The organism is Rhizobium sp. ZPR4, assembly GCF_040215725.1.
Lineage (GTDB): Bacteria > Pseudomonadota > Alphaproteobacteria > Rhizobiales > Rhizobiaceae > Rhizobium > Rhizobium rhizogenes_D.
Map to the genome: position 1 here is coordinate 1425815 of NZ_CP157967.1, position 25484 is coordinate 1451298.

At 58.6% G+C, this 25484-nt stretch carries 24 protein-coding genes; 7 read left to right on the top strand and 17 right to left on the bottom strand.

All coding sequences use genetic code 11. The annotated features are described in order from the left end of the window. Nucleotides 1-5: 5 nt before the first annotated feature. The 3 genes from ABOK31_RS07025 to ABOK31_RS07035 form a co-directional block, all read right to left on the bottom strand. Nucleotides 6-596 carry an NADPH-dependent FMN reductase gene (locus ABOK31_RS07025; RefSeq protein WP_349958254.1) on the bottom strand — a complete coding sequence of 197 codons (591 nt, stop codon included), beginning with the start codon at nt 594-596 and terminating at the stop codon, nt 6-8. Nucleotides 597-731: 135 nt separating this feature from the next. Beyond that, nucleotides 732-2633 carry an ABC transporter ATP-binding protein gene (locus ABOK31_RS07030; protein ID WP_349958255.1) on the bottom strand — a complete coding sequence of 634 codons (1902 nt, stop codon included), beginning with the start codon at nt 2631-2633 and terminating at the stop codon, nt 732-734. A 2-nt stretch (nt 2634-2635) separates the two neighbouring features. After that, on the bottom strand, nt 2636-4528 hold the full coding sequence (locus tag ABOK31_RS07035) for an ABC transporter transmembrane domain-containing protein (protein WP_174174863.1): 1893 nt from the start codon (nt 4526-4528) through the stop codon (nt 2636-2638). A 227-nt stretch (nt 4529-4755) separates the two neighbouring features. Between ABOK31_RS07035 and ABOK31_RS07040 the strand changes: the two genes are divergently transcribed. Beyond that, on the top strand, nt 4756-5412 hold the full coding sequence (locus ABOK31_RS07040; protein WP_349958256.1) for a dihydrofolate reductase family protein: 657 nt from the start codon (nt 4756-4758) through the stop codon (nt 5410-5412). Between the two features lie 282 nt (nt 5413-5694). Here the strand turns inward: ABOK31_RS07040 and ABOK31_RS07045 are convergent, their stop codons facing one another. The 5 genes from ABOK31_RS07045 to ABOK31_RS07065 all read right to left on the bottom strand — a co-directional run bounded on the left by ABOK31_RS07045 (nt 5695) and on the right by ABOK31_RS07065 (nt 8088). Then, a complete protein-coding gene (locus tag ABOK31_RS07045) occupies nt 5695-5904 on the bottom strand; it encodes a hypothetical protein (RefSeq protein ID WP_234910528.1) in 210 nt (69 codons plus the stop codon). Next, nucleotides 5901-6191, bottom strand: a complete 291-nt coding sequence (gene rpsU, locus ABOK31_RS07050) for a 30S ribosomal protein S21 (RefSeq protein WP_174174867.1) — start codon at nt 6189-6191, stop codon at nt 5901-5903. Before rpsU ends, ABOK31_RS07045 begins: the two co-directional genes overlap by 4 nt. Before the next feature lie 28 nt (nt 6192-6219). Further along, nucleotides 6220-6501: a cold-shock protein gene (locus ABOK31_RS07055; RefSeq protein WP_174174869.1), complete on the bottom strand. Its 282-nt coding sequence runs from the start codon at nt 6499-6501 to the stop codon at nt 6220-6222. Nucleotides 6502-6610: 109 nt separating this feature from the next. Next, nucleotides 6611-6820 carry a cold-shock protein gene (locus ABOK31_RS07060; RefSeq protein WP_174174871.1) on the bottom strand — a complete coding sequence of 70 codons (210 nt, stop codon included), beginning with the start codon at nt 6818-6820 and terminating at the stop codon, nt 6611-6613. A gap of 374 nt (nt 6821-7194) precedes the next feature. Then, the gene (locus tag ABOK31_RS07065) at nt 7195-8088 is read right to left on the bottom strand and encodes a LysR family transcriptional regulator (protein WP_174175039.1); all 894 of its coding nucleotides are present in this window, start codon (nt 8086-8088) and stop codon (nt 7195-7197) included. A 100-nt stretch (nt 8089-8188) separates the two neighbouring features. Here ABOK31_RS07065 and ABOK31_RS07070 point away from each other — a divergent pair, with 100 nt between their 5' ends. Then, nucleotides 8189-8413, top strand: coding sequence for a DUF1127 domain-containing protein (locus ABOK31_RS07070; protein ID WP_174174873.1), 225 nt, complete (start codon nt 8189-8191; stop codon nt 8411-8413). Between the two features lie 112 nt (nt 8414-8525). On the opposite strand, the gene ABOK31_RS07075 is transcribed toward ABOK31_RS07070, so the two are convergent. Beyond that, nucleotides 8526-10655 (bottom strand): TonB-dependent siderophore receptor, encoded by a 2130-nt coding sequence (locus ABOK31_RS07075; protein WP_349958257.1) that lies wholly within the window; start codon nt 10653-10655, stop codon nt 8526-8528. A 368-nt stretch (nt 10656-11023) separates the two neighbouring features. On the opposite strand from ABOK31_RS07075, the gene ABOK31_RS07080 reads away from it, so the two are divergent. Then, nucleotides 11024-11878 carry a D-alanyl-D-alanine carboxypeptidase family protein gene (locus ABOK31_RS07080; protein ID WP_349958258.1) on the top strand — a complete coding sequence of 285 codons (855 nt, stop codon included), beginning with the start codon at nt 11024-11026 and terminating at the stop codon, nt 11876-11878. A gap of 456 nt (nt 11879-12334) precedes the next feature. Next, a complete protein-coding gene (locus tag ABOK31_RS07085) occupies nt 12335-13057 on the top strand; it encodes a class I SAM-dependent methyltransferase (RefSeq protein ID WP_174174879.1) in 723 nt (240 codons plus the stop codon). Nucleotides 13058-13305: 248 nt separating this feature from the next. On the opposite strand, the gene ABOK31_RS07090 is transcribed toward ABOK31_RS07085, so the two are convergent. The 5 genes from ABOK31_RS07090 to metG all read right to left on the bottom strand — a co-directional run bounded on the left by ABOK31_RS07090 (nt 13306) and on the right by metG (nt 17522). Beyond that, nucleotides 13306-13785 carry an SRPBCC family protein gene (locus tag ABOK31_RS07090; RefSeq protein ID WP_349958259.1) on the bottom strand — a complete coding sequence of 160 codons (480 nt, stop codon included), beginning with the start codon at nt 13783-13785 and terminating at the stop codon, nt 13306-13308. A 72-nt stretch (nt 13786-13857) separates the two neighbouring features. Then, entirely contained in the window at nt 13858-14349 is a 492-nt protein-coding gene (locus ABOK31_RS07095; RefSeq protein ID WP_349958260.1) for a YbaK/EbsC family protein, read from the bottom strand. Beyond that, nucleotides 14346-15173: an MBL fold metallo-hydrolase gene (locus ABOK31_RS07100; RefSeq protein WP_349958261.1), complete on the bottom strand. Its 828-nt coding sequence runs from the start codon at nt 15171-15173 to the stop codon at nt 14346-14348. The genes ABOK31_RS07095 and ABOK31_RS07100 overlap by 4 nt, the downstream gene beginning before the upstream one ends. Nucleotides 15174-15177: 4 nt before the next feature. Further along, nucleotides 15178-15960 carry a TatD family hydrolase gene (locus ABOK31_RS07105; protein WP_349958262.1) on the bottom strand — a complete coding sequence of 261 codons (783 nt, stop codon included), beginning with the start codon at nt 15958-15960 and terminating at the stop codon, nt 15178-15180. An 8-nt stretch (nt 15961-15968) separates the two neighbouring features. Then, nucleotides 15969-17522 carry a methionine--tRNA ligase gene (gene metG, locus ABOK31_RS07110; protein ID WP_174174889.1) on the bottom strand — a complete coding sequence of 518 codons (1554 nt, stop codon included), beginning with the start codon at nt 17520-17522 and terminating at the stop codon, nt 15969-15971. 250 nt (nt 17523-17772) lie between these two features. Here metG and ABOK31_RS07115 point away from each other — a divergent pair, with 250 nt between their 5' ends. The 3 genes from ABOK31_RS07115 to ABOK31_RS07125 all read left to right on the top strand — a co-directional run bounded on the left by ABOK31_RS07115 (nt 17773) and on the right by ABOK31_RS07125 (nt 22208). Next, nucleotides 17773-18573 carry a sulfite exporter TauE/SafE family protein gene (locus ABOK31_RS07115; protein ID WP_349958263.1) on the top strand — a complete coding sequence of 267 codons (801 nt, stop codon included), beginning with the start codon at nt 17773-17775 and terminating at the stop codon, nt 18571-18573. A gap of 185 nt (nt 18574-18758) precedes the next feature. Next, complete coding sequence (locus tag ABOK31_RS07120; protein ID WP_349958264.1) at nt 18759-19385, top strand: cysteine hydrolase; 627 nt, start codon at nt 18759-18761, stop codon at nt 19383-19385. Between the two features lie 336 nt (nt 19386-19721). After that, nucleotides 19722-22208 carry a glycogen/starch/alpha-glucan phosphorylase gene (locus tag ABOK31_RS07125; RefSeq protein WP_349958265.1) on the top strand — a complete coding sequence of 829 codons (2487 nt, stop codon included), beginning with the start codon at nt 19722-19724 and terminating at the stop codon, nt 22206-22208. Between the two features lie 142 nt (nt 22209-22350). Here ABOK31_RS07125 and ABOK31_RS07130 read toward each other — a convergent pair whose 3' ends face one another. The 3 genes from ABOK31_RS07130 to ABOK31_RS07140 form a co-directional block, all read right to left on the bottom strand. Beyond that, nucleotides 22351-23382, bottom strand: coding sequence for a DNA polymerase III subunit delta' (locus ABOK31_RS07130; protein ID WP_174174895.1), 1032 nt, complete (start codon nt 23380-23382; stop codon nt 22351-22353). Then, entirely contained in the window at nt 23379-24056 is a 678-nt protein-coding gene (tmk, locus tag ABOK31_RS07135; RefSeq protein ID WP_349958266.1) for a dTMP kinase, read from the bottom strand. The genes ABOK31_RS07130 and tmk overlap by 4 nt, the downstream gene beginning before the upstream one ends. Before the next feature lie 153 nt (nt 24057-24209). After that, complete coding sequence (locus ABOK31_RS07140; RefSeq protein ID WP_349958267.1) at nt 24210-25421, bottom strand: D-alanyl-D-alanine carboxypeptidase family protein; 1212 nt, start codon at nt 25419-25421, stop codon at nt 24210-24212. Between the last annotated feature and the right edge of the window lie 63 nt (nt 25422-25484).

Genomic DNA, 25484 nt, shown 5'->3' on the forward strand with positions numbered 1-25484 from the left:
GGCTCTCAGTATGGAGGTGCCTTGCGGGCGCGCTGCTGTTTCGCTGCCTCGGTCCACCAGGCGAGATCCTCGGCAAAGCGGGGAAAAACTCTCGCGAGGGCATCGCCTCCGCTCCCGGTCGGTTTGCTGTCGACGTCTAATGCGGCCGAGATATTGGCGACGGCAAGCGTGCTAGAAATAACGACCATTCCCATCTCGGAAAGAGTGCCATGCCAGGCGGGCGCCGCATGTGCGCCGGAAAGGCGACCGCCGGAATAGCTGACAATCGCCGCCGGGCGCCAGAACCACTCCTCAAGGTAATGATCAGTCAGATTCTTCAGGCCAGGTTGCATGCCCCAGTTGTATTCACCCGTGACGAAAACGAAGGCATCGGCAGCCCGGATTTTTGCGGCAAGCGTCTCCATTGCCCGTGGCGCAGAACCTTTGGGGTATTCCTTGTACATCCGATCGAGCATTGGCAGTCCAACCGCTTGCGCATCGATGAGCTCCACGTCGTTTCCGCGCTGCTGCAGGCTGCTGACGATATAATTCGCGAGACGGATGCCGACGCGATCCGACCGGTAGGAACCGTAGAGAACCAGAATACCGTCGGTCATGTTGATTATGCCCCCACAGTTTGCCTGACATGTCTGGAGCAGTTCAGCTCTTCACGGAATCTCTGAACCGCTCTATCTCTTTGTTTTCACCCAATTCCGGACGGAAAACCGCCGCGCACTTTTCCGGGAATTGCCTTAAGTCCGCGACTCCGCAGGCACCGAAGCGGAGACTTCCTCCTCCGGAATATCGTCGAAGGACGCATAATTGAGGTTATAGAGTTTCGAGTAAAGCTTGCCGTTTGCCATCAGCTGATTGTGGTTGCCGCTTTCGAGCAGCTGGCCGTTTTGCAGCACGATGATACGGTCGGCCTCGCGGATGGTCGCCAGACGATGGGCGATGACGAGGCCGGTGCGGCCTTCCAGCAGCTTCACCAGCGCCTTCTGGATCAGCATCTCGGTATAGCTGTCGATGTTCGCCGTCGCTTCGTCGAGCACGAGGATCTTGGCGTCGGCGACAAGGGCGCGGGCAAAGCTGACGAGCTGGCGCTGGCCGAGCGAGAGACCACCGCCGCGCTCGCCAAGGACCGAGTCGTAACCATCCGGAAGACGCATGATGAATTCATGCGCGCCGACCGCCTTGGCCGCCTCGATGATCTCCTCGCGCGTCGCTTCCGTCTTGTTGTAGCGGATGTTCTCCAGCACCGTGCCTGTGAACAGGAATGGCTCCTGCAGCACCATGGCGATCTGGCGGCCGAGCGAATCCTGGGTGAGGGAGCGCACGTCATGACCGCCGACCAGTACCTGGCCCTGCTGCACGTCGTAGAAGCGATGGATGAGTGCCATCGAGCTCGACTTGCCCGAACCTGTCGGCCCGATCAACGCTACGGTTTCGCCGGGATTGACCCTGAAGTTGACATTCTTCAGCACCGGATGCTTGGGATCGTAGCCGAAGACCACGTCGCGGAACTCGACCGAGCCGTCCATATCAGGCGATAGCTCAATGGCGTCGGGTGCATCCTTGATGTCGACCGGAACGTCGAGCACCTCGGTCAACCGCTGGCCGGAGGCCATGGCGCGCTGCATCACCGAATACTGCATGGTGAGTGAGCGGATCGGGTCGAAGAAGCGCTGAATGTAGAACAGGAAGGCGACCATGATGCCGACATCGAGCCTGTGGTTCAGCACCATCGAACCACCGACGATGATGACGATCGCCATGGCCATGCCGGTCAGCGTGTCGACGATCGGCACCATGACTTGGGCATAGCGCGCCGCCGTCAGGTGCGTCTGAAGGTTCGCATGGGCCTTGTCGTCGAAAAGCGAGAAGTTCACGCTCTGCCGATGCATGCCCTGGACGGCACGCACACCATGGATCGCTTCCGCCAGCGCGCCGTTGGTGACGGAGTTGGTCTCATGCGCGTTCATGAAGGCGACGCGGGCCTTCGGGAGCCAGAACAGCCGCACGATGAAGAGGATCGGCATGACGGAAAGCGTCAGCAGGCCGAGCCGGAAATCGAGCGACAGCATGACGATGACGATACCGAAAAGCAAAGCGATGTCACCGACGGAAAGCACTGAGGTTTCAAGGAATTCCTGCATGGAATTAACGTCGCCCTGTAAGCGCGACATCAGGCGTCCGACCTCGGTTTTGTCCATGAAAGACAGCGAGACGCGCTGCAGATGCGCAAACATCGCCCGGCGGATATCGAACAGAACCTCTTCCGCCACCTGGCCGACATAGGTTTCCTGCACGTAGCTCGCCCCGTAATTGACGAGAATTGCCGCCGTGAAAATCCCCAGAGACAGCCAGAGCGCCGAATAGTCCACGGCGCCAGGCGCCATGGCACCGTCGATCGCATGGCGGATGACGAGCGGAATGACGATCTGCGAGGCCGTGAAGAGCAGGACGGCGACAACCGAGATATAGATCTGCCGGCGATAGGGGCTGACGAAAGCCCAGATGCGGCGAATGATCTTGCTGTCGAAGACCTTGCCGAAGATCTCTTCTTCGACGCGGTGCGAGCCGACGACTGCACGGGGAGGGCGGCGACCATCCTCGCGCACATCGTTGCGCTCGGTTTCGGTAATTTCCGACATTGTCAAACCTCCCTTTTCGCCCTTTCGAGCGTGCCGACGCCAGATGTCCTGATGACATCGTCCTCCGGCCGAACCTGTAGATCGTAGAGCGCCTTGTACCGCCCGCCCGCGGCCAGGAGCTGTTCATGGGTGCCGCGCTCCACGATCTCGCCATCTTCAATGAAGAGAATCTGGTCGGCATGCATCAGCGAACTCAGCCTGTGGGCGACGATCAGCGTCACGCGGTCCCGAGCGAAACGCTTCATAGCGCTGCGGATGCGCTGCTCCGTCGCGGCGTCGATCGCAGCTGTGGAATCGTCGAATACCATCACGGCAGGCTTCAGCATCAATGTCCGGGCGATGGTCAGGCGCTGACGCTGGCCGCCGGATAGCGACACGCCGCGCTCGCCGACGATTGTGGTATAGCCGGCCGGCAGACCGAGAATGTAATTGTGCAGCTGCGCCGACTCGGCGGCCCGTTCGATACGGGGTTCCTTCGCCCAAGGGTCGCCATAGGCGATATTGTTCTCGATGCTCGTCGTGAACAGGAAGGAATCCTGCTGCACGACCGCAACATTCTGCCGCAGCGATTGCAGCGTCGCCTTGCGGATATCTTGGCCGTCGAGAGTGATCCGCCCGGCCGTGACGTCGTAAAAGCGCGGAATGAGATGCGCGATGGTGGACTTGCCGCTGCCGGGTGGTCCGACAATGCCGATCGTCTCGCCGCGCTTTGCTTCGAAACAGATATCCTTAAGCACCGGCCGCATTTCCGAGCCCGGATAGCTGAAGTCGACATTCTCAAACCGCAGCGTGCCTTCGGTCACGACGAGCGGCCTGGCGTCCGGGGCATCCTTGATGGGAATGTCGAGATCGAGAAGCTCAAACAGGCGCGAACCGCAGGTCGATGCGCGGGCGAAGGCATTCACCATCAACCCGAGTTGGCGCACCGGCATCTGCAGGATGGTCATGAAGGTGAGGAAGGAGGCCAGCGTGCCGACGCTGATTTCGCCATTGATGACCTTGAGGCCGCCGAGCCAGAGCACGAGCCCCATCGACACGAAGAAGGAGAGGTTCATCGCGCTGGTATTGATGACGCGGATACCGACGCGCCGATGAGCGAGGGAAAGCGCATTGTGCGAGGCGCGGTCGAACTTCATGAGCTCGTGCGCCTGCGCGGCGAAGGCGCGGACGACGCGGATGCCGCCGAGATTTTCCTCCATCACGCGCGTCAGCACCGAGAGGCGCTCCTGCAGGTCGAGCCAGGTCGATCGCAACCGCAGCTGAGTGACGGAAGAGCGCCACGCGACGAAGGGTACGAAGCTCAAGGCGAGCAGGCCAAGCGCGACATCGGTCGACAGCAGCATATAGGCGCCGACGCCGATCAGCATGGTGAGCAGCACCATGCGCACCAGCGCCGTGGAGAAATACATGCGCACGCCTTCAAGATCGAGCAGGCCGACCGTGATGAGATCGCCGGAATGGGCCTTGTCGTGGAAGCTGAAGGAGAGCTGCTGGATCTTCTCATAGCAGGCGAGCCGAAGCTCATAGCCCATATGATGGCCAACGGCTTCGCTATAGTAGTTCTGTACCATGGTGAACAGGCCGCGCAAAATGCTGACGACGAGCAAAAGCAGAGCGGTTGTCATCAAGGCATTTTCGGCGATCTGCCCGGCGGCACCACCTGCAACCGCCGTCTGTGTCTGGTCGACGGCGCGGCCCAGCAAGCGCGGGATCGTCAGCTGCAACGTTGCAGCTATAAAAGTTGCTCCAATGGCAAAGCTGGTCTGCCAGGGATGGCGCAGCGTCATATGGGTGATCCGGACGATCGTCGACAGGCCTTGGCCCCAACCGACCGCATTGACATGCGCACGCGAAGCCAGTGACTTCGCCGCGCTTCTTGATGAATCGCTGCTCACGCTTTTATCCAGGCATAATTAAATGAGGCGGGCCCGCAGACGGGTTCGTATCTCAAGGAAAATATTGATAGGATGAATTTTGCCGATTCCGTGGCGGCGTTCAAGAGTCAATCGGTCACAAGTCCAACGCGAACGTTAGATTGCGTGTTTAAAAAATAATCGATGATATGTCGGGATCGAAACCGACGAGACGTCCTTCGGGCACTATGCCAGAAAAGGAGGACATCATGCGCAAAGTAATAGCAGCAACATTCATCAGCCTCGACGGCGCCATGCAGGCACCGGGCGGCCCGGACGAGGACCCCACAGGCGGCTTTGAGTATGGTGGCTGGGTATTTCCTTACTCCGACGAAGAAACCGGCAAGGCGCTCTTCGAACTGTTCGAAAAGCCGTTCGATCTGCTACTTGGACGCAAGACCTATGACATTTTCGCTGCCTTCTGGCCCTACGTCGAGGGTGACGATCCGATTGCCGATAGATTTAACTGCGTCACCAAATATGTTGCGACGCGCGGCGATGCCGATCTGAAATGGAACAAAAGCCAGTCTCTCGGCAAAGATGTCGTGGCAGGGATCAAGGAATTGAAGGCGGAAGAGGGGCCAGATCTCCTTATCCAGGGAAGTGGCGATCTCATCCAGACCCTGTTGCGCCACGGACTGATCGACGAATTCAAGCTAATGATCTTTCCGGTCGTGCTGGGCGGCGGCAAAAAGCTGTTCGCCGGCGGGGCAGTTCCTGCGGCCATGAAACTGCTGCGCACCCACTCTTCCCCGACCGGGGTCATCTTTGCGACTTATAAGCCGGATGGCCCGGTGAAGACCGGTTCCTTCGTTGGGGGAAATCCGTCCGAAGAGGAGATCGAGCGCCGAAAGCGGCTTAGATAGACGGCCGGATCGGCGCCATCACCGTCTTACCGTCTGGGGTTGTCCAGCGCTCTCGGCGACAACGCAGAAGCTCGTCCCCGAGAACCAATTCCCGTAGATAACCACTCTTGTAACCCCCGAGGCGGGAGCCCGCCGGAATATTCGTGCGTAGCTACTCTGCACAGGAGAACGAACATATTTCTTGCGGCTGTCCTCCACAGCAGACCTGCAATGGCGCTGTCGATCCGCAAGGGGTACGGCCGCAAGTCGATCGAAGGAAACGGAGCCGCACTCGGGCGGTCTCTATTCCTTCTTGCTTTTCTTTTTTGCTTTCGGCGCCGGTGCTAGCTCCGCCTCTTGCGCCAAACGAAGCGCGCGAAGCCTGTCTGTCTTTTTTTGCCGAGCAGATGCTTCATCGGCCACGATACCTTTGGCAATCGACGTCGTCTGCTCGGACTTGGCCTGTGCAGAGGGCTTTTCGGGCTTGAAGAGATTGTCTTTCGACTTTGTCATGCTTCTCCGTTATCAGCGGGCGTTTTTGTAAGAGACGGCGGACGTCCACGACCTGATGTCATGACTTTCCTCTTTGGCGCCGGCAACAGGCCTTCGCGCTGAGCCTGCTTACGGGCAAGCTTACGGGCGCGGCGGACCGCTTCGCCCTTTTCGCGGGCACGCTTTTCGGATGGCTTTTCATAGGCGCTGCGGGCTTTCATTTCCCGGAAAACGCCTTCGCGCTGCAACTTCTTCTTCAGGACGCGGAGCGCCTGTTCAATGTTGTTGTCTCTGACCAGAACCTGCAAAGTGTCTCCTTCTCAGCTCGCGCTGTATTTATTTCTTGGTACGGATCAAATTCGAGTTGATCCAGTTTGATTTCGATATCTGCGGTATCTCGGCTTGCGCTGGCGAAAGCGACGATGGGGAGGCCTCAACGTCGATATCATCCTGACGGATGCTCCGCTCGAAATTCTCGTTCTGGAAGCGGACGCGGTAGTGAACAACGCCCTGTGAGAGCGGCATCACAGACACCACGCTGCCGGCGGGTTGGATGCTTCCGAAAATTCCAGGCTTCAGGACGATACTGTCGCCCGGCCGGTAACGACCATGGGCCATGTCGTTCTCCGTTTGAATGAAAAGCAAAAGGCCGGGACGTATCCCGACCTTCCTCGGTCATAGCTTCCGCGCGCCAGTACATCCGTGGTCGCGCAGAGCCGTGACAAATTTATGCGGCCCGAAGATTGTCAGCCGAGCTCTTACCAGATCTACGATCCTGCACGATGTCATAAGTGATCTTCTGACCATCGCTCAGCGACCGCATGCCGGCGCGCTCTACTGCTGAAATATGGACAAAGACGTCCGTGCTACCATCATCAGGCTGAATGAAGCCGAAGCCTTTGGTGGAGTTAAACCACTTTACAGTACCAGTGTTCATAACGATTTCCTTTCGAAGTAACCGTTGTTGCTCCCGCGATACCTTGCGGAATTAGGTCGATTATTTGAGAGGAAATCCGGCGAGAGTCTGATGGCTCTTCGGCGACGTCACAAGCAATGGTCGATAGGTTCTATATAGGTTCAATTCAAATTTTGGCAACAGAGGAGCTCGGAATGACCGTTCTCGGCCTGTGGCGTGGCTTTTTGAGGCGAACTTCGGCCCACCCAGTTACGAGACCCGTCTCTTCAACATCCCGAGACCGAATCACGGTCTATCGTGCCCGAGGCCAATGACCTGCTCTTGGAGCAAGCAGCTATGGACACTACTCTTTAGTCCGTAAGCGAAAGGCCGCCGACCAGAATGCTCCACTTACGCTATACCGTGTGGTCCGACACTTGAACTTCGCGAAGGGATTTCATGATTTCGCGAAGACCTTTCGTAAGATGCTTGTCCCGGCGCAACACCATGCCGAGCTGTCGAACGAGCCTTGGCCTGAGCGGCGAGGTAACGAGGAGATCGGACTTGTCGCGCCTCAGCGCCATGTCCGGAAGGATGGACCATCCGAGACCGGCGGCGACCAGCTCCTTGATGGCCTCGACGCTGCCGAACTCCATGGCCGGTTCTGGACGGACGCCTTCCGCCTCGAACCATTCGTTCGTGGCCCGACGCGTATTGCCGCCTTCATAGAGTAATAGCGTTCGGTCATTCATGAATTCCACATCAGGCCCACCATCCGGCATCACGCTTCCTCTGGGGGCGACGGCCAAAAGCTCATCCTCATGGAACGGTTCGACCTCGAGCGAGCGGCCGGCGGCGGGCAGGGCGACCACTGCGAGATCCAGTGCATTGGATTCGAGATCGCGCAGGATCTCGTCGATATTGCCGACACGGACGATGATCTCGAGATCGGGCATGCGCTTCTTCGCCATGGCGATGGCACGCGGCAACAGATGGATCGAGGCCGTGCCGCCGCTGCCGATCCGCACGCGGCCGACCCATCCCTCGCGAAAGGGCGTCATTGCCTCCTCCGCCATGGAGCAGGCTTCGATGATGCGCCGTGCATGCGGTAGCAGGTCAAGTCCGGCCGGGGAGGGCTGCGCCCGTCGTCCGACGCGCTCGATCAGTTTCACACCGAGGCGCTGCTCCAGCAGTTTCACCTGCAGGCTGACGGCAGGCTGCGTCAGCCCGACCTTATCGGCAGCGGCCGTAAAGCCGCCGAGATCGACGACGCTCACAAAGGCGGCCAGCTGATCCAGATTGAGCAACAGAAGAATTCCTTATGGATTGTATAAATACCATAAGCTTCATTCATTGCTTACGCCAGTGCATCCTCAGGCCATGTTGATATGAGCCCCAAGGAGCAGGAAAATGACCACCGATATCGATAGGCCGATGCCGGCAGCAGCCGGTGCGGGCAGGGGTCGGCCAACGCGGCAATTTTTGCGAAGCGTGCTGGCGAGATTTCTGGCCTATCTCGAAAAGCGCGAGACAAGATGGACCCTCCGAGAACTGACCGACGATCAGCTTCGCGATATCGGCATGACGCGCACCGAAGCGCGTACCGAGGTCAACAAGTCATGGTTTTGGGGTTAAGGCATGTCGCGCAAAAGTGCGTAGCGATTGCGACAACGACGCGCTTTAGGCTGCTCAAAGGCGCATAAGCCATGGGCCTGAACGCCTTTGAGCAGCGGTGTTCTTGAAGTGGCTACCAGCGATATTTGAGCGAGGCGGTGACGTTGCGGCCCTGTCCCAGGTAGCAGAAGCCGCTTTCGCACATTGCGTCGCGATGGTTCGCGATATTCCGTACGTTCACCGCCGCAATCAGGCCGGCATAGTCCTTGTTCGCAGCGCCGAAATCGTAGCTCATTCCGGCATCGACATAGAAAGTCGAGCTGTTTTCGGCGGTATTCGCATTGTCGGTATAGCTCCTGCCGTTGTAGCGTAGGCCTGCTCCGACACTCAGCCCCGCAGCAACGGAGTCTTCCGCAAAGGTATAGTTAGCCCATAATGATGCCACATGGCGGGGCCTTGCCGCGACTTCCCTGCCGGCATTCTCGCCCTCGGTGATCTCTGAACGGCTCAGCGTATAGGTGGCGATCAGGTCGAGCCCGGAATCGAAGGCCGTGCGTGCTTCCAGCTCTAGCCCCTTGGTCGTCACTTCGCCGAGCGACTGGTAGGCGAGCAGCAGCGGATTGACCAATTGCGGTTTGTTCCTTTCGACCAGATGATAGGCGGTCGCCGAAAGAAGAATATTCGTCCCCGGCGGCTGATATTTCACGCCTGCCTCGAACTGCTCGCCTTTGGTCGGTTCCAGCACTCGTCCGGAAGCCGAACGCATTGTTACCGGATCGAAGGAGGTGGCATAGTTGGCAAAGGGCGCGATGCCGTTGTCGAACAGATAAAGTGCGCCGGCCTGGACGGATGTTGCGCTATTGGTCTCCGATTGATGGTCGCTCGTGCCGGCGGTCGGGTAGGTGGTGTCGAGCGTCTGCTTGACCCAGGTTTGGCGGGCGCCAAGCGTGAAGCGCCACCTGTCGAGTTCGATCTGATCGAGCGCGTAGATGCCGGTCTGGCTGATGTCCTTGTCCAGCAACGAGAAATTATAGTCGGGCGTCGGTCCCGATACGCCGTATCGCGGATTGCTGATATCGAGATCGTAGGCGGGGTTGGTAACCCAATCCAGGCCGTAGCCGAAGGATGATGTCAGGTAGGTATAGTCGAGCCCGAACAGCATGGTATGGGCGAGCGGGCCGGTGTCGAATTTCGCTTCGAGCTGATTGTCGACCTGGAAGATATGGGCGTCATCGCGCAGGGCAGTCGCACTGCGATGGGCGATGGTGCCGGTCCAGCTGGCGACGCTGAGATAGCGCGTATGCAGATCCATGTGTGAGTAGCGAGTGTGCTGACGGAAGGTCAGGCCATTGTCGAACTCGTGTTCGAAGCGGTAGCCGACCTGCTGCTGGCGCACCTTCTGATGGTCGTAATTCGGATCGCTGGCACGAATGTCGAGGACACGGCCATCCGGCGCTATGACTGCGCCGGGGCTTCCATCGCTCTCGTCTGCCTGCAGCAATCCGTAAAGGGTGAGGGAGGTTGCCGCATCCGGATTCCAGCGCAACGAGGGCTGCAGCATGTAACGATCGTCGGCAATGTCGAAATTGGTATCGCCAACACGCGCAAGGCCCGTCAGCCGATAGAAGAGATGATCGTCGTCCTGCTTGACCGGACCGCTGAAATCGAAGGTCGCCTGCGCGCGATCCTTCGTTCCCCAGAGGATGCCGACTTCATGAAACGGTTGTTCGAGCGGCTCTTTCGAAACCTTGTTGATGATCCCGCCCGGCGAACCGGAGCCATAGAGTACCGAAACCGGTCCCTTGACGACTTCGACGCGCTCCAACGAATAGGGCTCGGTCGGGAAGTTGCCGTAGTTGACATAGTATTGGCGCAGGCCGTCGCGATAATCGCCATTCAGCGACAGCACCTGGCCACGCAGCATGATGACATCGTAACGCGGATCGAAACCGGTCGAGGCGGTGGTCACGCCGGCGATATAGCGCACGGCTTCCACGACGTTGCTGGCCGCCCGCTCTTCCAATTCCTTCTTGGTGATGACCGAGACGGAGCGGGGCGTCTCGATCAACGGCGTGCTGATCTTGGTCGCGCCGCGGCTGCGCTTTGCCGTTACGGTCCTGTCGTCGCTTTGCTCGGACTCCGCGCCCTCGACGATGATCGGCTCCAAACGCGTCGCGTTCTCGCTACCCGCCGCGCCGTCCTGAGCGAAGGCATTTCCCGATAGCGACAAAGCAAGAGCGAAAGCCGATGTAGCCGTGGCCATAGTCGAGGTTTGACGTCTTATGCCATTGATATCACTGCATGGATACATACGAGATCCGCCTCTCTTCCTCTTGGTCGCAACCGATGCGTGAGTGTTTAAAGGCCAAGCTCGTAATCGTCAATAATACATGAGTAAAATAATCATATTTATAAGAAGGCTTTTGAACTGACTGCAAGATCGTTATTTGGGCGAGGGTGGATGACAAGCAGGCTGGGGACTATTTGCGGATTGTCTTTTTTTCATGGCCTCGTTCTTCTTTCCGCCATAGATTTGCCCGATCCATTTCGCTCGAAAAGCTGGCCGCCGGTTCAACTCGGTCGCGTCGACCGCTCCATCAAGAACACCAATAAAAGAGACTGCAAAAATCCATGTTCAAGACAACATCCCTGCTTTTCGCCGCGGCGATTTCGACACTATCGCTTCTCGGCGCGGCTTCGGTGGTAGAGGCGGGGCAGGCAAGCTACGTCGTTGATGCGCATAGCGGTCAGGTGCTGGAAGCATCGAATGAGAACGAGCTGAACTATCCGGCCTCGCTCACCAAGATGATGACGCTTTATCTCGCTTTCGAGGCCCTGCATGATGGTCGCCTGAAATGGGATCAGAAGTTGACCATGTCGGAAAATGCCGAAGGCAAGGAACCTTTCAAGCTCGCCGTGGGCGTCGGCCGCAAGGTCAGCGTACGCGAAGCCGTGGAAGGCATCGTTGTCCTGTCTGCCAATGATGCTGCCGTCGCCATCGGCGAGCAGCTTGGCGGTTCTGAAGAAAATTTCGGCAAGACGATGACCGCAAAGGCGCATCAGCTTGGAATGAGCAATACCGTCTTCAAGAATGCCTCCGGCCTGCCGGATCCGGAACAAGTGACGACGGCTCACGACATGGCAACGCTTGGCGTTGCGCTGATGCGGGACTTTCCTGAGGAGTTCAAGCTTTTCTCCATGCGCGGCATCAAGTTCCGTGGCATGAAGCTGCGCGGCCACAACAATCTGATGTATCGCTACGCCGGTGCCGACGGCATCAAGACCGGCTATACCGATGCCTCCGGCTACAATCTCGTGACCTCCGCGACGAAGAACGGACGTCGTGTTGTCGGCGTGGTCATGGGTGAGAAGACCGCTGAAATTCGCGACAACAAGATGGCAAGCCTGCTGGATACGTATCTGGCCCCGGTGTCGACAACTGCCACAGTATCGACCGGTACTCCCAAGCAAAGCTCGGCCAACTGATTTCGGTCTGATTTCAGCGTCCAGCCGGCCATTCATCTTTGGGCAGCCGGCAAGAGGCTGGCTCCGCTGAGCAGCCGATCCCACCGCATCATGCCTATCGTAGAGGGTAGGGGATCGGGTTTCTTCGTGCAAACGCGGGATGAAAAACCCCAACTGCCGCTCGCTGAGAGAGCTCTCTCATGGCGAATAATCAAGTAGTGATTGCCGAACGGGCGGGCTGCCCTATGTCTACAGCGGAAGTTGCTCGTTCGCTGCGCTTGTCATGTTCTGGTAGGAAATAGCGCCGAACTGCGAATTCGCGTAGGCGGAGATGTCTGGTTCCAGTTTGTTATTCTCCGAAAATGAAGGATCCATCATTGGCTGCGGCCGGTCTGATGCTCCTTGTAAGATAGATCTCGCAAATATTTCAGCGCATTAGGTCAAGTTGGGAGGACCGGGATGACGTATGATGCACGCTTGGCGCGTGAGCGCGACTTTCACAATGAACGCTTCGGTGCAGTGGAGGAACGCAAGGAGGACTCGTTCTATTTTGCCGTAAAGCCTGCTGTGGACGCCTATTGGCGGCTGGTGAGGGCTGCCTGTCCCGAAAGAGAGGTGCTCGAATACGGGTGCTCAAACGGCATGAGCAGTATTGGTCTCGCACCGTCCGCCAAGCGGATTACCGGTATCGATATTTCGGACGTCGCCATTCAACAGGCCACGAATACGGCGGCTCTCCGCGGAATCGACAATGTAACGTTCCAAGTCGATAATGCGGAGGATATGAATCTGCCGTCAGCGAGCTTTGACGTCGTCTTCGGCAGCGGCATCCTACACCACCTCGTCCTGGAGAAATCGCTTAGCGAGATCCGGCGCGTACTAAGACCCGGCGGCAAAGCCTTCTTCTTCGAACCGCTCGGCCACAATCCTGTAATTAATCTCTATCGCAACCGGACGCCAGCAGCCCGCACGGTCGATGAGCATCCGCTCTTGAAATCGGACTTCGACATCGTACGCAAACATTTCTCGAAGTGCGATCTGGAGTTTTTCGGGCTCGCTGCGCTTGCTTCCATACCGTTTCGCAAGAGCCCGTTCGGCACTGCGGTCCGGGGTACTGGCAAGCAGGTCGACAATTTGCTGCTGAAAATCCCGGGCGTCAGATGGCAGGCCTGGATCGTCGTCATGGCTTTGGAGGCATGATGGGCCTGCCGAGCGATCGAAGTTCCAGTCTGCCCCCACGGTTTGCTCGAACGGCGCCAGAAGCGGCCGGATCGATGTGAGGGCAGGTGCGCCTCATTGCGTCTTCCTTGCGAGTGACAACCCATTGGCGTCATTCGCAAGTCGCACTTCATCCTTGAACCCACCAGCTACAAAACAAACATCAGATAAGATAGATTATGGAACTGAAACCAACATCCGCTCGGCAATAAGATCGATATCTTTCGCTTTTATTCCAGATGGTTGGCCAGATTGTCGAGGGTCGATTTCAGTCCCTCGTCATGATCTTCTCTGCTGATGCCGTAAGGCACGTTTTCACAAATTATGGTGACCCTTGTGCCGGTCGGAACCTCTTCCAAGGACCAAGTCATGGTCATCGTTCCGTCGAATGCTGCGTCATCGGACTCGAAATCCACCGCCTGAACGATGTGTTCATCCGGCACGATATCGAGGAACCGGCCGGAGACGATATCGGTATGTTCGGAGGATTTTCCGGGTGTCGAGTGATCCAGCGCGTCATAGGATAGCGCCATTCGATAGCTGCCGCCATTATGCGGTTCGAAGACATGGATGCGGCACGTCATACCTTTGGGCGGAAGCCACAGGGCCAATGCTTCGGGATCGAGGAATGCTTTGAAGATCGCGTTTGGCGTCGAGCGAATTACCCGGGAAGCCCTGTCGGTCCTTTTGCCATCTGAAGCCTCGCTCATCGCATCCTCCCTGTAGCGCCCACCGCAGGGATTTCACGCAATCTCTGCCGGCGCAGACTGTATTCGCTGTTCTCAGCTCGCCTTGATGCGGATCACCTTGGCTGCAATCTTCTCGGCCAGCGTTGTTGGATGGCAGGAGAAAATGCTGTCCGGGCGCCCGGCCGCGCACCAGACCTGATCATAAGCCAAAAGGCTTTCATCGATGAAAACGGGCAGATCGACTAGATGACCGATCGGCGCAACCCCGCCGATGGCAAAACCGGTTTCGTCGCGCACGCGGTCGATATCGGCGCGCTTCAATCGAACTCCATAAGCTGTTGCGATATAAGCCGTATCGGCGTTATGGGCGCCCGAAACCAGAAGCAGCGTCAGCGCGTGCGTATCGGCATTGACGAAAACCAGCGATTTGACGATCTGGCCAACGGCGCATCCTGCAGCCTTGGCAGCCTCTTCTGCCGTCCGCGTGGATTGCTCCATGCGTTTGATCGAGATGTCGAGCCCCAGCGTGCGCGCCGCAAGTTCGACGCGCTCCAGGCTGGAAAGCTTCTTGATATCTTCGCTCATAGCTCGTCATCCTCCACGTCGAGTTCGATCTGCATCTGATCGTAGGCCGGCTCGACATGATCGGGCGTTTCAGCCAGCACGGTTTCATAATCGAGCGGCGTATGCATGTGGGTCAAGATGGCATGTTTCGGCGCCAGGCGTTCGATCCATTCTAGCGACTGCTCCAGCGACAGATGGCTTGGATGCGGCCGATACTGCAAGGCGTCGATGATCAGGATGTCGAGGTTTTGAACTCTTTCTATCGATTCCGGTGGGAAGTCACTGATATCGCTGCAATAAGCAAGCTTGCCGACACGGAATCCGAGCGAATGGATATCGCCGTGCACCTGTTTGTGCGGCCACAAGCGGATCGGGCCGCCTGCCCCGTCGATCGTGAAACTTTTCTCGAGATTTTCGATCAACACCGGCCGTACGATCGGCGGATAGCTGCTGCCAGGCGGCGTTTCCAGGCAGTAGCGAAAGCCCTCGCGAATCCGATCCATGGTCGGCGGATCAGCATAGATCGGGATACGCTCGTTCGAGATATGGAAGTAGCCGCGCAGGTCGTCGATGCCATGAATATGGTCGGCATGGGCATGGGTATAAAGCACGGCGTCGATGAAGCTGACGCCGGCATGGATCATCTGCTCGCGGAAATCCGGACCGGTATCGATGACGACGGTGGTAATGCCACCATCCGGTGCGATCTGCTCTATCAGGAAGGCAGCGCGCGTACGGCGGTTTTTCGCATTTTTGGGATCGCAGGCACCCCAGTCGCCGGTGATGCGGGGAACACCCGGCGACGATGAACAGCCCAAAATGGTGAAGCGCCGCCGGTATGTCACGACGTCAGACCCTCGTCATCTTGGAGAAGCAGCGGAAGGCGTTTTCCGTCGTGATGTCGGCGATCTCGTCCATGCTGACGCCGATCGTGTCGGCCAGCACCTCGGCAGTGTTGACGACATAGGACGGCTCGTTGCGTTTTCCCCGCCAGCGCTTCGGTGCGAGATACGGCGCATCGGTCTCGACCAGCAGCCGGTCGTGCGGGATCGTCTTGGCGATCCCGCGCAACTCCTCCGATTTCGGGAAAGTCAGGATGCCGGAAAACGAGATATAGCCGCCGAGCTCAACACCAGTCTGGGCAAGGGCAGGGCCGGCGGAAAAGCAATGCAGGATGAAGGGGAAAGCCCCCTTCCCCGTTTCCTCCGTCAGGATCGCCGCCATGTCCTCGTCGGCGCTGCGGCTGTGTATGACGAGCGGCAGCTGAGTTTCGCGGGCGGCTACGATATGGCGCAGGAAGCCTGTCTTCTGGTCTTCCGGCTTGACGGTATCATAGAAGTAATCGAGACCCGCCTCGCCGATCGCGACGATCTTTTCGTGCTGATTTGCCAACCGCACGAGATCTTCCGTCTGGATATCAAGTTCCTGATCGGCGCTGTTGGGATGCGTGCCGACCGAGCAGAAAACCGATGGATAGCGCTCGGTGAGAGCAAGCAACCCATCGAGCTTCCTGACCTTGGTCGAGATGGTGACCATCTGCCTGACGCCCATCTCGTGAGCGCGGGCGACGATCGCGTCGCGTTCCTCTTCGAAATCGGCAAAATCCAGATGGCAATGCGTATCAATCAGCATGGATAACCTTATTCGGCAGTCGGCGCGACATAGCGCGGGAAGACCGGCTTCGGCGCTTCCAGCGGCGTCCCGGCAACGAGGCGGCCCGCCTCGCCGAGCGCCGCGAAATCGCGCTTGTCGGCAGGGATGGCTATGAGATCCAGGAGCTTAGCCGAGGATTCCGGCATGAAGGGCTGCAGCAGAATGCCGATCTGGCGCACGACGTCGGCCGTGACATAGAGCACGGTCGCCATGCGGGTCGGGTCGGTCTTCTTCAGCGCCCAGGGTTCCTGGCTGGCGAAATAGCGGTCCGTCTCGGAAACGACGGCGATAATGGAAGCAAGGGCACGATGGATGAGCTGCTTGCCCATGTCTTCGCGCGTCGAGGCCAGCAACCCGTCGGCTTGCGCCAGAAGTGCCTTGTCCTCGTCGGTCAGCGGGCCGCATTCCGGTATCTGACCGTCACAGTTCTTGACGATCATCGACAGCGAGCGGCTGGCGAGATTGCCGATGCCATTGGCAAGATCGGAGTTGATGCGCGTGCCGATCGCCTCTTCGCTATAGCTGCCGTCCTGGCCGAAGGAGACTTCGCGCAGGAAGAAATAGCGCACCTGGTCGAGGCCGAAATGGTTCACGAGGTTAACCGGATCGACAACGTTGCCGAGCGACTTCGACATCTTCTCGCCCTTGTTGAGCAGGAAGCCATGGGCATAGACGCGCTTCGGCAGCGGCAGCTTCGCCGACATCAGGAAAGCCGGCCAGTAGACGGCATGGAAGCGGATGATGTCCTTGCCGATGACGTGCAGATCGGCCGGCCAGTATTTCGCTCGCGGATTGTTGCGGTCTTCGATATAGCCGGTCGCCGTGATGTAGTTCGTCAGCGCATCGACCCAGACATACATGACGTGCGCGGGATCGTTCGGCACCTTGATGCCCCAATCGAAGGTCGTCCGCGAGATCGAGAGATCCTTAAGTCCGGATTTGACGAAGGAGATGACCTCGTTGCGGCGTTCGGCCGGACCGATGAAATCGGGATTTTCCTCATAGTGCTTCAGCAGCCGATCCTGGTATTCGGAGAGCTTGAAGAAGTAGCTTGCCTCCTCCACCCACTCGACCGGCGTGCCCTGAGGTCCGTAGCGTACGCCATCGGCGCGCAGCTCGGTTTCGTTTTCCTGGTAATAGGCCTCGTCACGCACCGAATACCAGCCGGCATAGGAATCCTTGTAGATGTCGCCGGCATCGGCCATCAGGTTCCAGATGTTCTGCGAGGTCTCGTGGTGGCGCGGCTGCGTCGTACGGATGAAATCGTCGTTCGACGCGTTCAGCAGCTTGCCCATCGCCTGGAATTCGTCGGAATTGCGGTTGGCGAGCTGCTGCGGTTCCATGCCCTCGGCCCGCGCCGTCTGCTGCATCTTCTGACCATGCTCGTCCGTGCCCGTCAGGAAGAAGACGTCGCGGCCGTCGAGACGCTGGAAGCGCGCCAGCGCATCGGTGGCGATCAGCTCATAGGCATGGCCGATATGCGGCTTGCCGTTGGGATAGGCGATCGCGGTGGTGATGTAGAACGGAGTTTTTTCGGTCATGTCGGGCAGTGGTCCGCTTTTACTGTTACGTCGCTGTTATTCTTGGCTCCGCTCGCTTTAGCGCATGTTTGCCATGAGCGAAACACCAAGTTTCGCGCCCGCAGCATTCGGAATTTCTGGATGGCGCCTTGCTTGACTCGACTTCGCCTCGCCTTTACCCCTTCGGAAGAGTGGAGCGCAGGACAGACGTGGCCGTGAATTTCATCGTTTTATGTATTGATCTGCCTAACGGCTTCAAGAGGCCGTGAATTTGAGTTTGATCGATTCCTTTCAGCCGCTTTATTCCTTTTCCGGCTTTTTCGTCGGCATGCTGGTGGGCATTACAGGGGTTGGCGGCGGTTCGCTGATGACCCCCCTGCTCGTGCTTCTCTTCGGCGTCCATCCGGCAACAGCCGTTGGAACCGATTTGCTCTATGCCGCAATCACAAAGACGGCTGGAACGGCCGTGCACGGCATGCACGGACGGGTCAATTGGAAGGTCGTCAGTCTTCTCGCTTCAGGCAGCGTTCCGGCAGCGCTCGCCATGCTCTGGATCATGGCAGGCGTCAATCGCGAGAGCCCTGCCGTTGCCCATGCCGTCACCCTGTCATTGGGCTGTCTTCTGCTTCTGACGGCGCTGATGCTGATTTTCCGTGGTCAGATTCTGGAGGCAATCCGCAAGTGGCGCGGTGAGCGCGGAACGATATCGCCGCGCACTATCGCCATGCTGACGGTTGTTCTCGGCCTTCTTCTCGGCATTCTCGTTACGATGACATCGGTCGGCGCCGGTGCGCTCGGCGTCACCGTGCTTTTGGTGCTCTATCCGCAGACGGATGTCCGCGAAATTGTCGGCTCGGACATCGTCCATGCCGTGCCGCTGACCCTGATCGGCGGTATGGGCTATTGGTTCATCGGCGAGATCAACTGGACGATGCTCTTTGCCCTGCTGGTGGGATCCATTCCCGGCATCGTCGCAGGCAGCCTCTTGGCGCCACGCCTGCATGAGCGGTCGGTGCGCATCATCCTTGCCGTCACCTTGGCGATCGTTGCCTGGAAGCTGATCTTTCCATAGGGCGTTTCACGGAGAAATGCGGAATTATGGAATGAGTGCGGTCAACCGGGTTCGGTTGTCGGGTGGGCGACGTTGTGCCGTCAACGGATGACTTGCCGATTCCCGCAGCGCCAATGCCGACGCTATGCAAAGGCACCCGCTTACCCTAAAAAGAACTCTCGACTGCAGTCAGGGATGTTGCGCCAATGACCATACCCACGACGCTTGCCGATTGGCTTTCTCCAAATCGAACCGCCTTGCTGGTGTACGACATGCAGATCGGTATCGCTCGACAGGTCAAAGGCTCGGATGAAACGGTTCGGCGCATTGCCACAATCGTAGCGGTGGCCAGAAATGCAGGCATCCGAGTGGCCTTCTGCCGTCATCTTTCGTTGCCCAAGCCATGGATGGGTTTGTTTGCGACCCGTATGGCAATGGCTTGGCAGCACACCGACGACCCCGAAAAGGTGCATCCCTGGTTCCTTCGGGGCAGCGAAGCGGTCGAGATCGTGCCGGAACTTTATCCTGAGGAGCAGGACTTCGTCTTTGACAAGCTGGGCATGTCGGCATTCGAAGGAACACCATTACAATTGGCCATGCGCGATGCAGGACTTTCCACGCTGGCGATTTGCGGCATCGCCACGGAAATCGGCATCGAGCCGACATGTAGGCATGCTGCCGATCTCGGGATTGTTCCCATCGTCATCGAAGACGCTTGCGGTCATGGAGACGAAACGGCAGCCATGCGCTCCATCGATGCGTTGCGTTTCCTCGGCGATACGATCGTGACGACTTCGAGCGAGTTTGTAAGCGCCGTCTCGAGAACGCGATGAAAACCACCGGTTCACGATATCGGCAAACGGCCGCCACATGATCCGACAGAGGATTGCCGCCATCTCATAGAGGATGGCAATCGGACCACGGAGAGCTGGTTCTTCCGCCAGAAGGCATCCTCCCACGCTTCGCTGCATGCCAATCCGCCATAGCTCGCTCTGTGGTCAATGAGGCTGCCCTCCGGGGGTAGACCTCATACTAACGGTCAAGATGCGTCACATTTCTGCGGTCGAAAAATCGTAACGTCCGTCGGATGTTGGCGAATACGCGCCGTCGGGCGGCGAAGGCTGGATCGCGCACTATAAAATCTCTAATTGATTTCAAAGGAGAAGGTTGTGGACGAATTGATTCATGCCAATGCTGTCGAAAAGCATGCCCATCTCCCAAATCTGACCTCCATGCCTTACCTTGGGCAGGCCGATACATTCTTCGAGCGTCATCTTCTCTCCGACGCCCTGGTCGAGCCGGCAACGGCCTATCAGCGACAGCGTTTCGAAGCCATGGCGCGTTCGGTTCGCGACATTCTGGCTGAACGCTGGATCAGAACCCAGCGCACCTATGATCAGGCAAATCCCAAGCGCGTCTATTATATGTCGATGGAATTCCTGATCGGCCGGTCGATGAGCAACAATGTCATGAACCTCGTGCTCGACCGGTTCATCGAAAACACCAGCCGCGAGGCGAACCTCGACTGGCTTGATCTTCTTGAGCAGGAGCCGGACGCCGGTCTCGGCAATGGTGGTCTCGGGCGGCTGGCGGCTTGCTTCCTCGATTCGATGGCGAGCATGGAACTGCCGGCCATGGGTTATGGCCTGCGCTATGAATACGGCATGTTCCGCCAGGCGATAGAGGACGGATGGCAGCACGAACAGCCGGATAACTGGCTGCGCCGCCAGGATCCGTGGGAAGTATCGCGCCGCGGCCAGTTCGTCGAGGTGAAGCTTGGATGCAGCTTCGAAATGCATCAGGGCGCGCTGGCAATCATCGCCAACAAGCCTTCGACGCTTATTGGTGTCCCCTATGACCGGCCGATCGTCGGCTTCGGCGGAAAGACGATCAACAGCTTGCGTCTGTGGAGTGCTGCGGCACCGGACTATTTCGATTTCCAGGAATTCAGCTCTGGCGATTTCGTCGGCGCGCTTGTCGGCAGCATCGCAGCACAGACGTTGACGCGCGTGCTCTATCCCGACGATTCCACCGAGATGGGACAGAGCCTGCGTTTCGCGCAGGAATATTTCCTGGTTGCCTGCTCGCTCGCCGATCTGCTGCGCCGTTTCCGCCGCGACAATGACGACTGGAACGAGCTTCCGAACAAGGTCGCCATACAGATGAACGACACGCATCCGGCGCTGACCGTGCCGGAGCTGATGCGCATCCTTCTCGATGAGGTGCATCTCGGCTGGGATCAGGCCTGGGACCTGACGCAGCGCACGCTGGCCTATACCAACCACACCCTCCTGCCGGAGGCGCTTGAGAAGTGGCCGCTGCACTATTTCCGGCAGATGCTGCCGCGCCAGCTCGAAATCATCTATGAAATCAACCGCCGTTTTCTCGACGACGTGCGCAATCGCCATCCAGGGGATGACAAGCTCGTGGAGCGTGTCAGCCTCATCGAGGAAGGGCGCGAGGACAAGGTCCGCATGGCGCATGTTGCGATCGTCGGATCGTACAGCACCAACGGCGTTGCCGCCATCCATTCCGAGCTGTTGCGGACCACGACAGTACGCGATTTTGCCGAGCTATATCCAGAGCGTTTCAACAACAAGACCAATGGCGTGACGCCGCGCCGATGGGTTCGTCTTGCCAATCCGGAGCTGTCGAACGTCATTTCCGAAGCGATCGGCGATAATTGGGTGGCCGATTTCGATCAGATCGGCCGGTTGAAGCCCTTAGCGGACGATGCGGCATTCTGCGATGCCTTCCTCGGCGCAAAGCGCCATGCCAAGGTGCGTTTCGCCAGCTGGCTGAAGGAAAGCAGCGGGCAGATCGTCGATCCCGACAGCATCTTCGATTGCCACATCAAGAGAATCCATGAGTACAAACGGCAACTGCTGAATGCGCTTCGTGTCATCATTCTCTACAGCCGTCTCCGCGCCAATCCCGGCATGAACATGGCTCCGCGTACTTTCTTCTTCGCGGGCAAGGCGGCACCCGCTTACAAAGTCGCCAAGCTCATCATCAAGTTCATCAACAATCTCGCATTGACGATCGAAAAGGATCCGCTGGTAGCCGGCCGGATCAAGGTGGTCTTCCTTCCGGACTATTGCGTTTCGCTCGCCGAGCGGCTCATTCCGGCCGCCGATGTTTCGAACCAGATCTCCACGGCCGGCTTCGAAGCCAGCGGCACCAGCAACATGAAATTCATGATGAATGGCGCCCTGACACTCGGCACGCGGGACGGTGCGACGATCGAAATGGCCGAAGAGGCCGGCGAGGAAAACTTCTTCCTCTTCGGTCTGACCGCCCAGGAGGTCGCTGACAGCCGCGGCTGGTACAATCCCTATTGGCATTATGAGAATGATGCGGAAACGCGCCATGCGCTCGATCTGATCGCCCAGAACCATTTCAGCGCAAATGAACCGGGCGCGTTTTCAGCCCTGCACGACGTGCTCCTGAAGAACGGCGACCGTTACATGCATCTGGCCGATATCGTCTCCTACCTCGATGCCGACGAGGCGCTCAGTACGCTTTATGGCGATCGTGGCGCATGGGCTCGCAAGGCGATCCTCAACGTCGCCGGCTCGGGCAAATTCTCATCGGACCGCGCCATCTCGCAATATGCCAAGGAAATCTGGAACATGCAGCCCTGCCCGGTTGCCTAAGGCATACGCGATCATTGCGGACACTGTAGCGCTTGCTTGCCGGTACAGTGTCCGCTTGGAGCCGCAAGTGCGCATTCGCGGTTTTCGCTCATAATTTCAGAAAAGTGCGCAGTTGTATTTCGTAAGTTGCCACTCAGGGAATCTAGACCGAAAGCTGCTGCTTGAGCTCGCCAAGGATAGTGATGAGCGTCTGCTTGCGATCGAGATTATAGGCCTGCGAAACGTTCAGGCGCTCCGTGGTCTCGGAGTGCAGCCGGGCCAGTCTCTCGGCCGTGGAGATTGAGCCGCCAAGCGCGGCAGCGCGAGCCCGGTCGATAATGTCATCGCCGATATGTGACAGGAAGAAGCCAAAGATCGTGTCGCTGTCCTTGCCGGAAAGCGCATCGGCCAGGCGGTGCATCGCCTTGCGGGCTGCAGGTCCATCAGCCGAAAGCACCTGCCGATAGGCCTCGATGATCTCGCCGCCGCCGTAGTTCAGGAGCTTGAGCGCCTCGCTGACGCTGCCCTTGGCAGCTGGGAGCAGTTCACTCCCCTGTCCGGCCGGCACGCCAAGATTTTCGAGCGCCATGCGCAATGCATCATCCGCGAGCGGCGCGAGTTTCAAAGGCAGGCAGCGTGAGCGGATCGTCGGCAGAAGCCGGCCCGGCGCATGCGACAATACGAGGAATAAAGCGCGTTTCGGCGGTTCTTCGAGGATTTTCAGGATGGCATTGGCGGCGCTGCGGTTGAGATCGTCGGCAGGATCGATGATGACGATCCGCCAGTTGCCAGTGCCTGAGGTCTGCGAAAAGAATTTTCCGGCGCGACGCACTTCGTCGACGGTGATCGCGGATTTCACCTTGCCGGTCTTGTCGTCGACCGGTCTGCTCAAATGCAGCAGATTATGCGATGCCCCGCCGGAAATCTGCCGGCTGACGACCGATGCCGGATCCGGATCGCCGATCACCTCCGGCGCGGATGCCGGATCGGGATGGGAAAGGACATGATTGGCGAAACGGAAGGCGAGCGTCGCCTTGCCGATGCCTTCAGGCCCTTCGATCAGCATGGCGTGATGGCCCTTGCCGGAGCGATAGGATTGCGCAAGGAAGGCTTCTGCCTCCTCATGGCCGAAGAGCTTCGCATTGTCCTGCGGAGGAATGGCGCCGTCGAGGACGCCCGGCCGTTCGTCGCTCATTGCGCCGCTTCCGATCTCGCAGCGATATTGGCAGCACCGAGCCGCTTGTCGACAATCCCGGCGATTTCAGCGGCGATCTCGTCTTCCGACTTCTGAGCATCGATGACATGGCAACGCTCGGGCTCGCGGGCGGCGATATCGAGGAACGCCTCGCGGCGCTTCTCATGGGTCTGCATCTCTTCCTTCTCGAAGCGATCGGGTGCGGTCACGGCGGAGGCGCGCTTGCGCGCCCGCTCTAGACCGACTTCCGCGGGAATGTCGAGAATCAGCGTGCAGTGCGGAACGACACCGTTGACGGCAATCCTTTGCAAAGCCTCGATATAGTCAGGCTCGAGATTGCCTGTCACGCCCTGATAGACGCGTGAGGAATCCATGAACCGATCGCAAAGCACGATGGTGCCGCGCGAAAGTGCCGGGCGAATGACATCCTCGACGTGATCATTGCGGGCAGCGGCAAAGAGAATGGCTTCCATGCGCGTGCCGAACATTTCCGCTGCACCCGAAAGCAGGACGTGCCGCACCGCCTCTGCGCCGGGCGAGCCTCCGGGTTCGCGCGTTACCAGAACCTCATGGCCACGCTCGCGCAACCGTTCAGCCAGGCGGCGAATCTGGGTGGATTTGCCAGCCCCCTCGCCGCCTTCGAAGCTTACGAATAATCCGTTTGCATCAGCCAATGATCATGTCCTGCACTTTTCGCGTGCCATTCGTCCGGCATGCGATACGCATCCTGTTTAACCCAAGACATGTCCAGGTGGAACCGTGCATGTCCCGGTGTCCGCCACTCTATATGGGGTGTGAACAGAGATTTCGCGAGCCTTGCGGCTCACTCAGGTCGGCAAAGGCTTGTCCCACAGCCAGGAGAACAGCAGCGATTCCGTCAATTCCATGAAGGCATCGAAAGCGCGGCGACCCAATGTGCCCTGCTCGACCGATTCCTTCGTATAGAGTGGCAGCTCCCGCACCAGACGCGCGCCCAGGAACACGCGAAGGGTGCCGGCTTCGTAGCCCGCAGCCACCGGCGCCGTCAGCGGCCAGCGATAGACGATGCGCGCCGACAGCCGATCCGGCGTCTCGATCGGAACATAGACATCGACGGGTATTTTCGCCTGCAGGCCGACGGTGGAAGCAGCGCCGCCATAGACGCTGGCGTCGCCGATCACCTCGCCATCGGCGAAGATACGCTGGCTCTTGAAATTGCTGAGGCCCCATTCGAGCACGCGGCGCGTTTCCTCGATGCGTTCCTTGTCGCTCTTCAGGCCTCCCAGCGCCAGGAACAGCCGGCGGCCGTCGCGCTGAATGGAGGCGACGATCGAAAAGCCCTCGCTTTCGGCAAAGCCGAGCCCCAGGCCATCCACGCCTATATTGAGCAGAAGCATCGGGTTCTTGTTGCGCTGATAGATCTTGTTCCAGGTGAAGTCGGCCTGCCCGAAATATTTGTAGAGATCCGGGTGCTTCTCCTGCAGGTCCTGCGCAAGCATGACCATCTCCCGCGCGGAGACCTTACCGCCGCCATCGGGGTCGTTGGCATCCGGCAATCCGGTAGAATTGATGAAGGTCGCCCGCGACATGCCGATCTCGCGCGCGCGCGCCGTCATGCGCCGCGCGAATTCGCGCTCGCTGACAGACATGCCTTCCGCCAGAACGATGCAGGCGTCATTCGCCTGCTGCACGGCTATACCCTGGATAAGATCGCCGACGCGGATACGAGATTTCAGAGCTGCGAACATCGTCGACGCACGCGAGGGAGCGCCGCCTGTCCGCCAGGCATTTTCCGAGACGGGATATTCGGTGTCGAGATTGATCTCCCCTCGCCCGATCGCATCGAAAACGACATCCAACGTCATCAGCTTCGCAAGCGACGCCGGCGAAATCAGCTGATCCTCGTTTTTGGCGAGCAGAATAGTGCCGGTCGACGCCTCGATCATGAATGCCTGCGCAGCTTTCGTGTCGAAAGCGCCTGGTGCGGCCGGCTGCGCAAGGGCAGCGGCATTGCCGACGCCGAGCAGGAAAAGGAACAAAAGAATCAAGCGCTTTGGCATATCGTCCCCTTCATCCGACCACCCGCACGATTATTTTAGTGACGGGTTAAGATTCAGGCAATG

Bases quoted from the DNA above. Each gene is read 5' to 3' on its own strand.
- ABOK31_RS07025 (WP_349958254.1), bottom strand. From the start codon at position 596: ATGACCGACGGTATTCTGGTTCTCTACGGTTCCTACCGGTCGGATCGC.
- ABOK31_RS07030 (WP_349958255.1), bottom strand. From the start codon at position 2,633: ATGTCGGAAATTACCGAAACCGAGCGCAACGATGTGCGCGAGGATGGT.
- ABOK31_RS07040 (WP_349958256.1), top strand. From the start codon at position 4,756: ATGCGCAAAGTAATAGCAGCAACATTCATCAGCCTCGACGGCGCCATG.
- ABOK31_RS07045 (WP_234910528.1), bottom strand. From the start codon at position 5,904: ATGACAAAGTCGAAAGACAATCTCTTCAAGCCCGAAAAGCCCTCTGCA.
- ABOK31_RS07055 (WP_174174869.1), bottom strand. From the start codon at position 6,501: ATGGCCCATGGTCGTTACCGGCCGGGCGACAGTATCGTCCTGAAGCCT.
- ABOK31_RS07060 (WP_174174871.1), bottom strand. From the start codon at position 6,820: ATGAACACTGGTACTGTAAAGTGGTTTAACTCCACCAAAGGCTTCGGC.
- ABOK31_RS07070 (WP_174174873.1), top strand. From the start codon at position 8,189: ATGACCACCGATATCGATAGGCCGATGCCGGCAGCAGCCGGTGCGGGC.
- ABOK31_RS07075 (WP_349958257.1), bottom strand. From the start codon at position 10,655: ATGGCCACGGCTACATCGGCTTTCGCTCTTGCTTTGTCGCTATCGGGA.
- ABOK31_RS07080 (WP_349958258.1), top strand. From the start codon at position 11,024: ATGTTCAAGACAACATCCCTGCTTTTCGCCGCGGCGATTTCGACACTA.
- ABOK31_RS07090 (WP_349958259.1), bottom strand. From the start codon at position 13,785: ATGAGCGAGGCTTCAGATGGCAAAAGGACCGACAGGGCTTCCCGGGTA.
- ABOK31_RS07095 (WP_349958260.1), bottom strand. From the start codon at position 14,349: ATGAGCGAAGATATCAAGAAGCTTTCCAGCCTGGAGCGCGTCGAACTT.
- ABOK31_RS07105 (WP_349958262.1), bottom strand. From the start codon at position 15,960: ATGCTGATTGATACGCATTGCCATCTGGATTTTGCCGATTTCGAAGAG.
- metG (WP_174174889.1), bottom strand. From the start codon at position 17,522: ATGACCGAAAAAACTCCGTTCTACATCACCACCGCGATCGCCTATCCC.
- ABOK31_RS07120 (WP_349958264.1), top strand. From the start codon at position 18,759: ATGACCATACCCACGACGCTTGCCGATTGGCTTTCTCCAAATCGAACC.
- ABOK31_RS07130 (WP_174174895.1), bottom strand. From the start codon at position 23,382: ATGAGCGACGAACGGCCGGGCGTCCTCGACGGCGCCATTCCTCCGCAG.
- ABOK31_RS07140 (WP_349958267.1), bottom strand. From the start codon at position 25,421: ATGCCAAAGCGCTTGATTCTTTTGTTCCTTTTCCTGCTCGGCGTCGGC.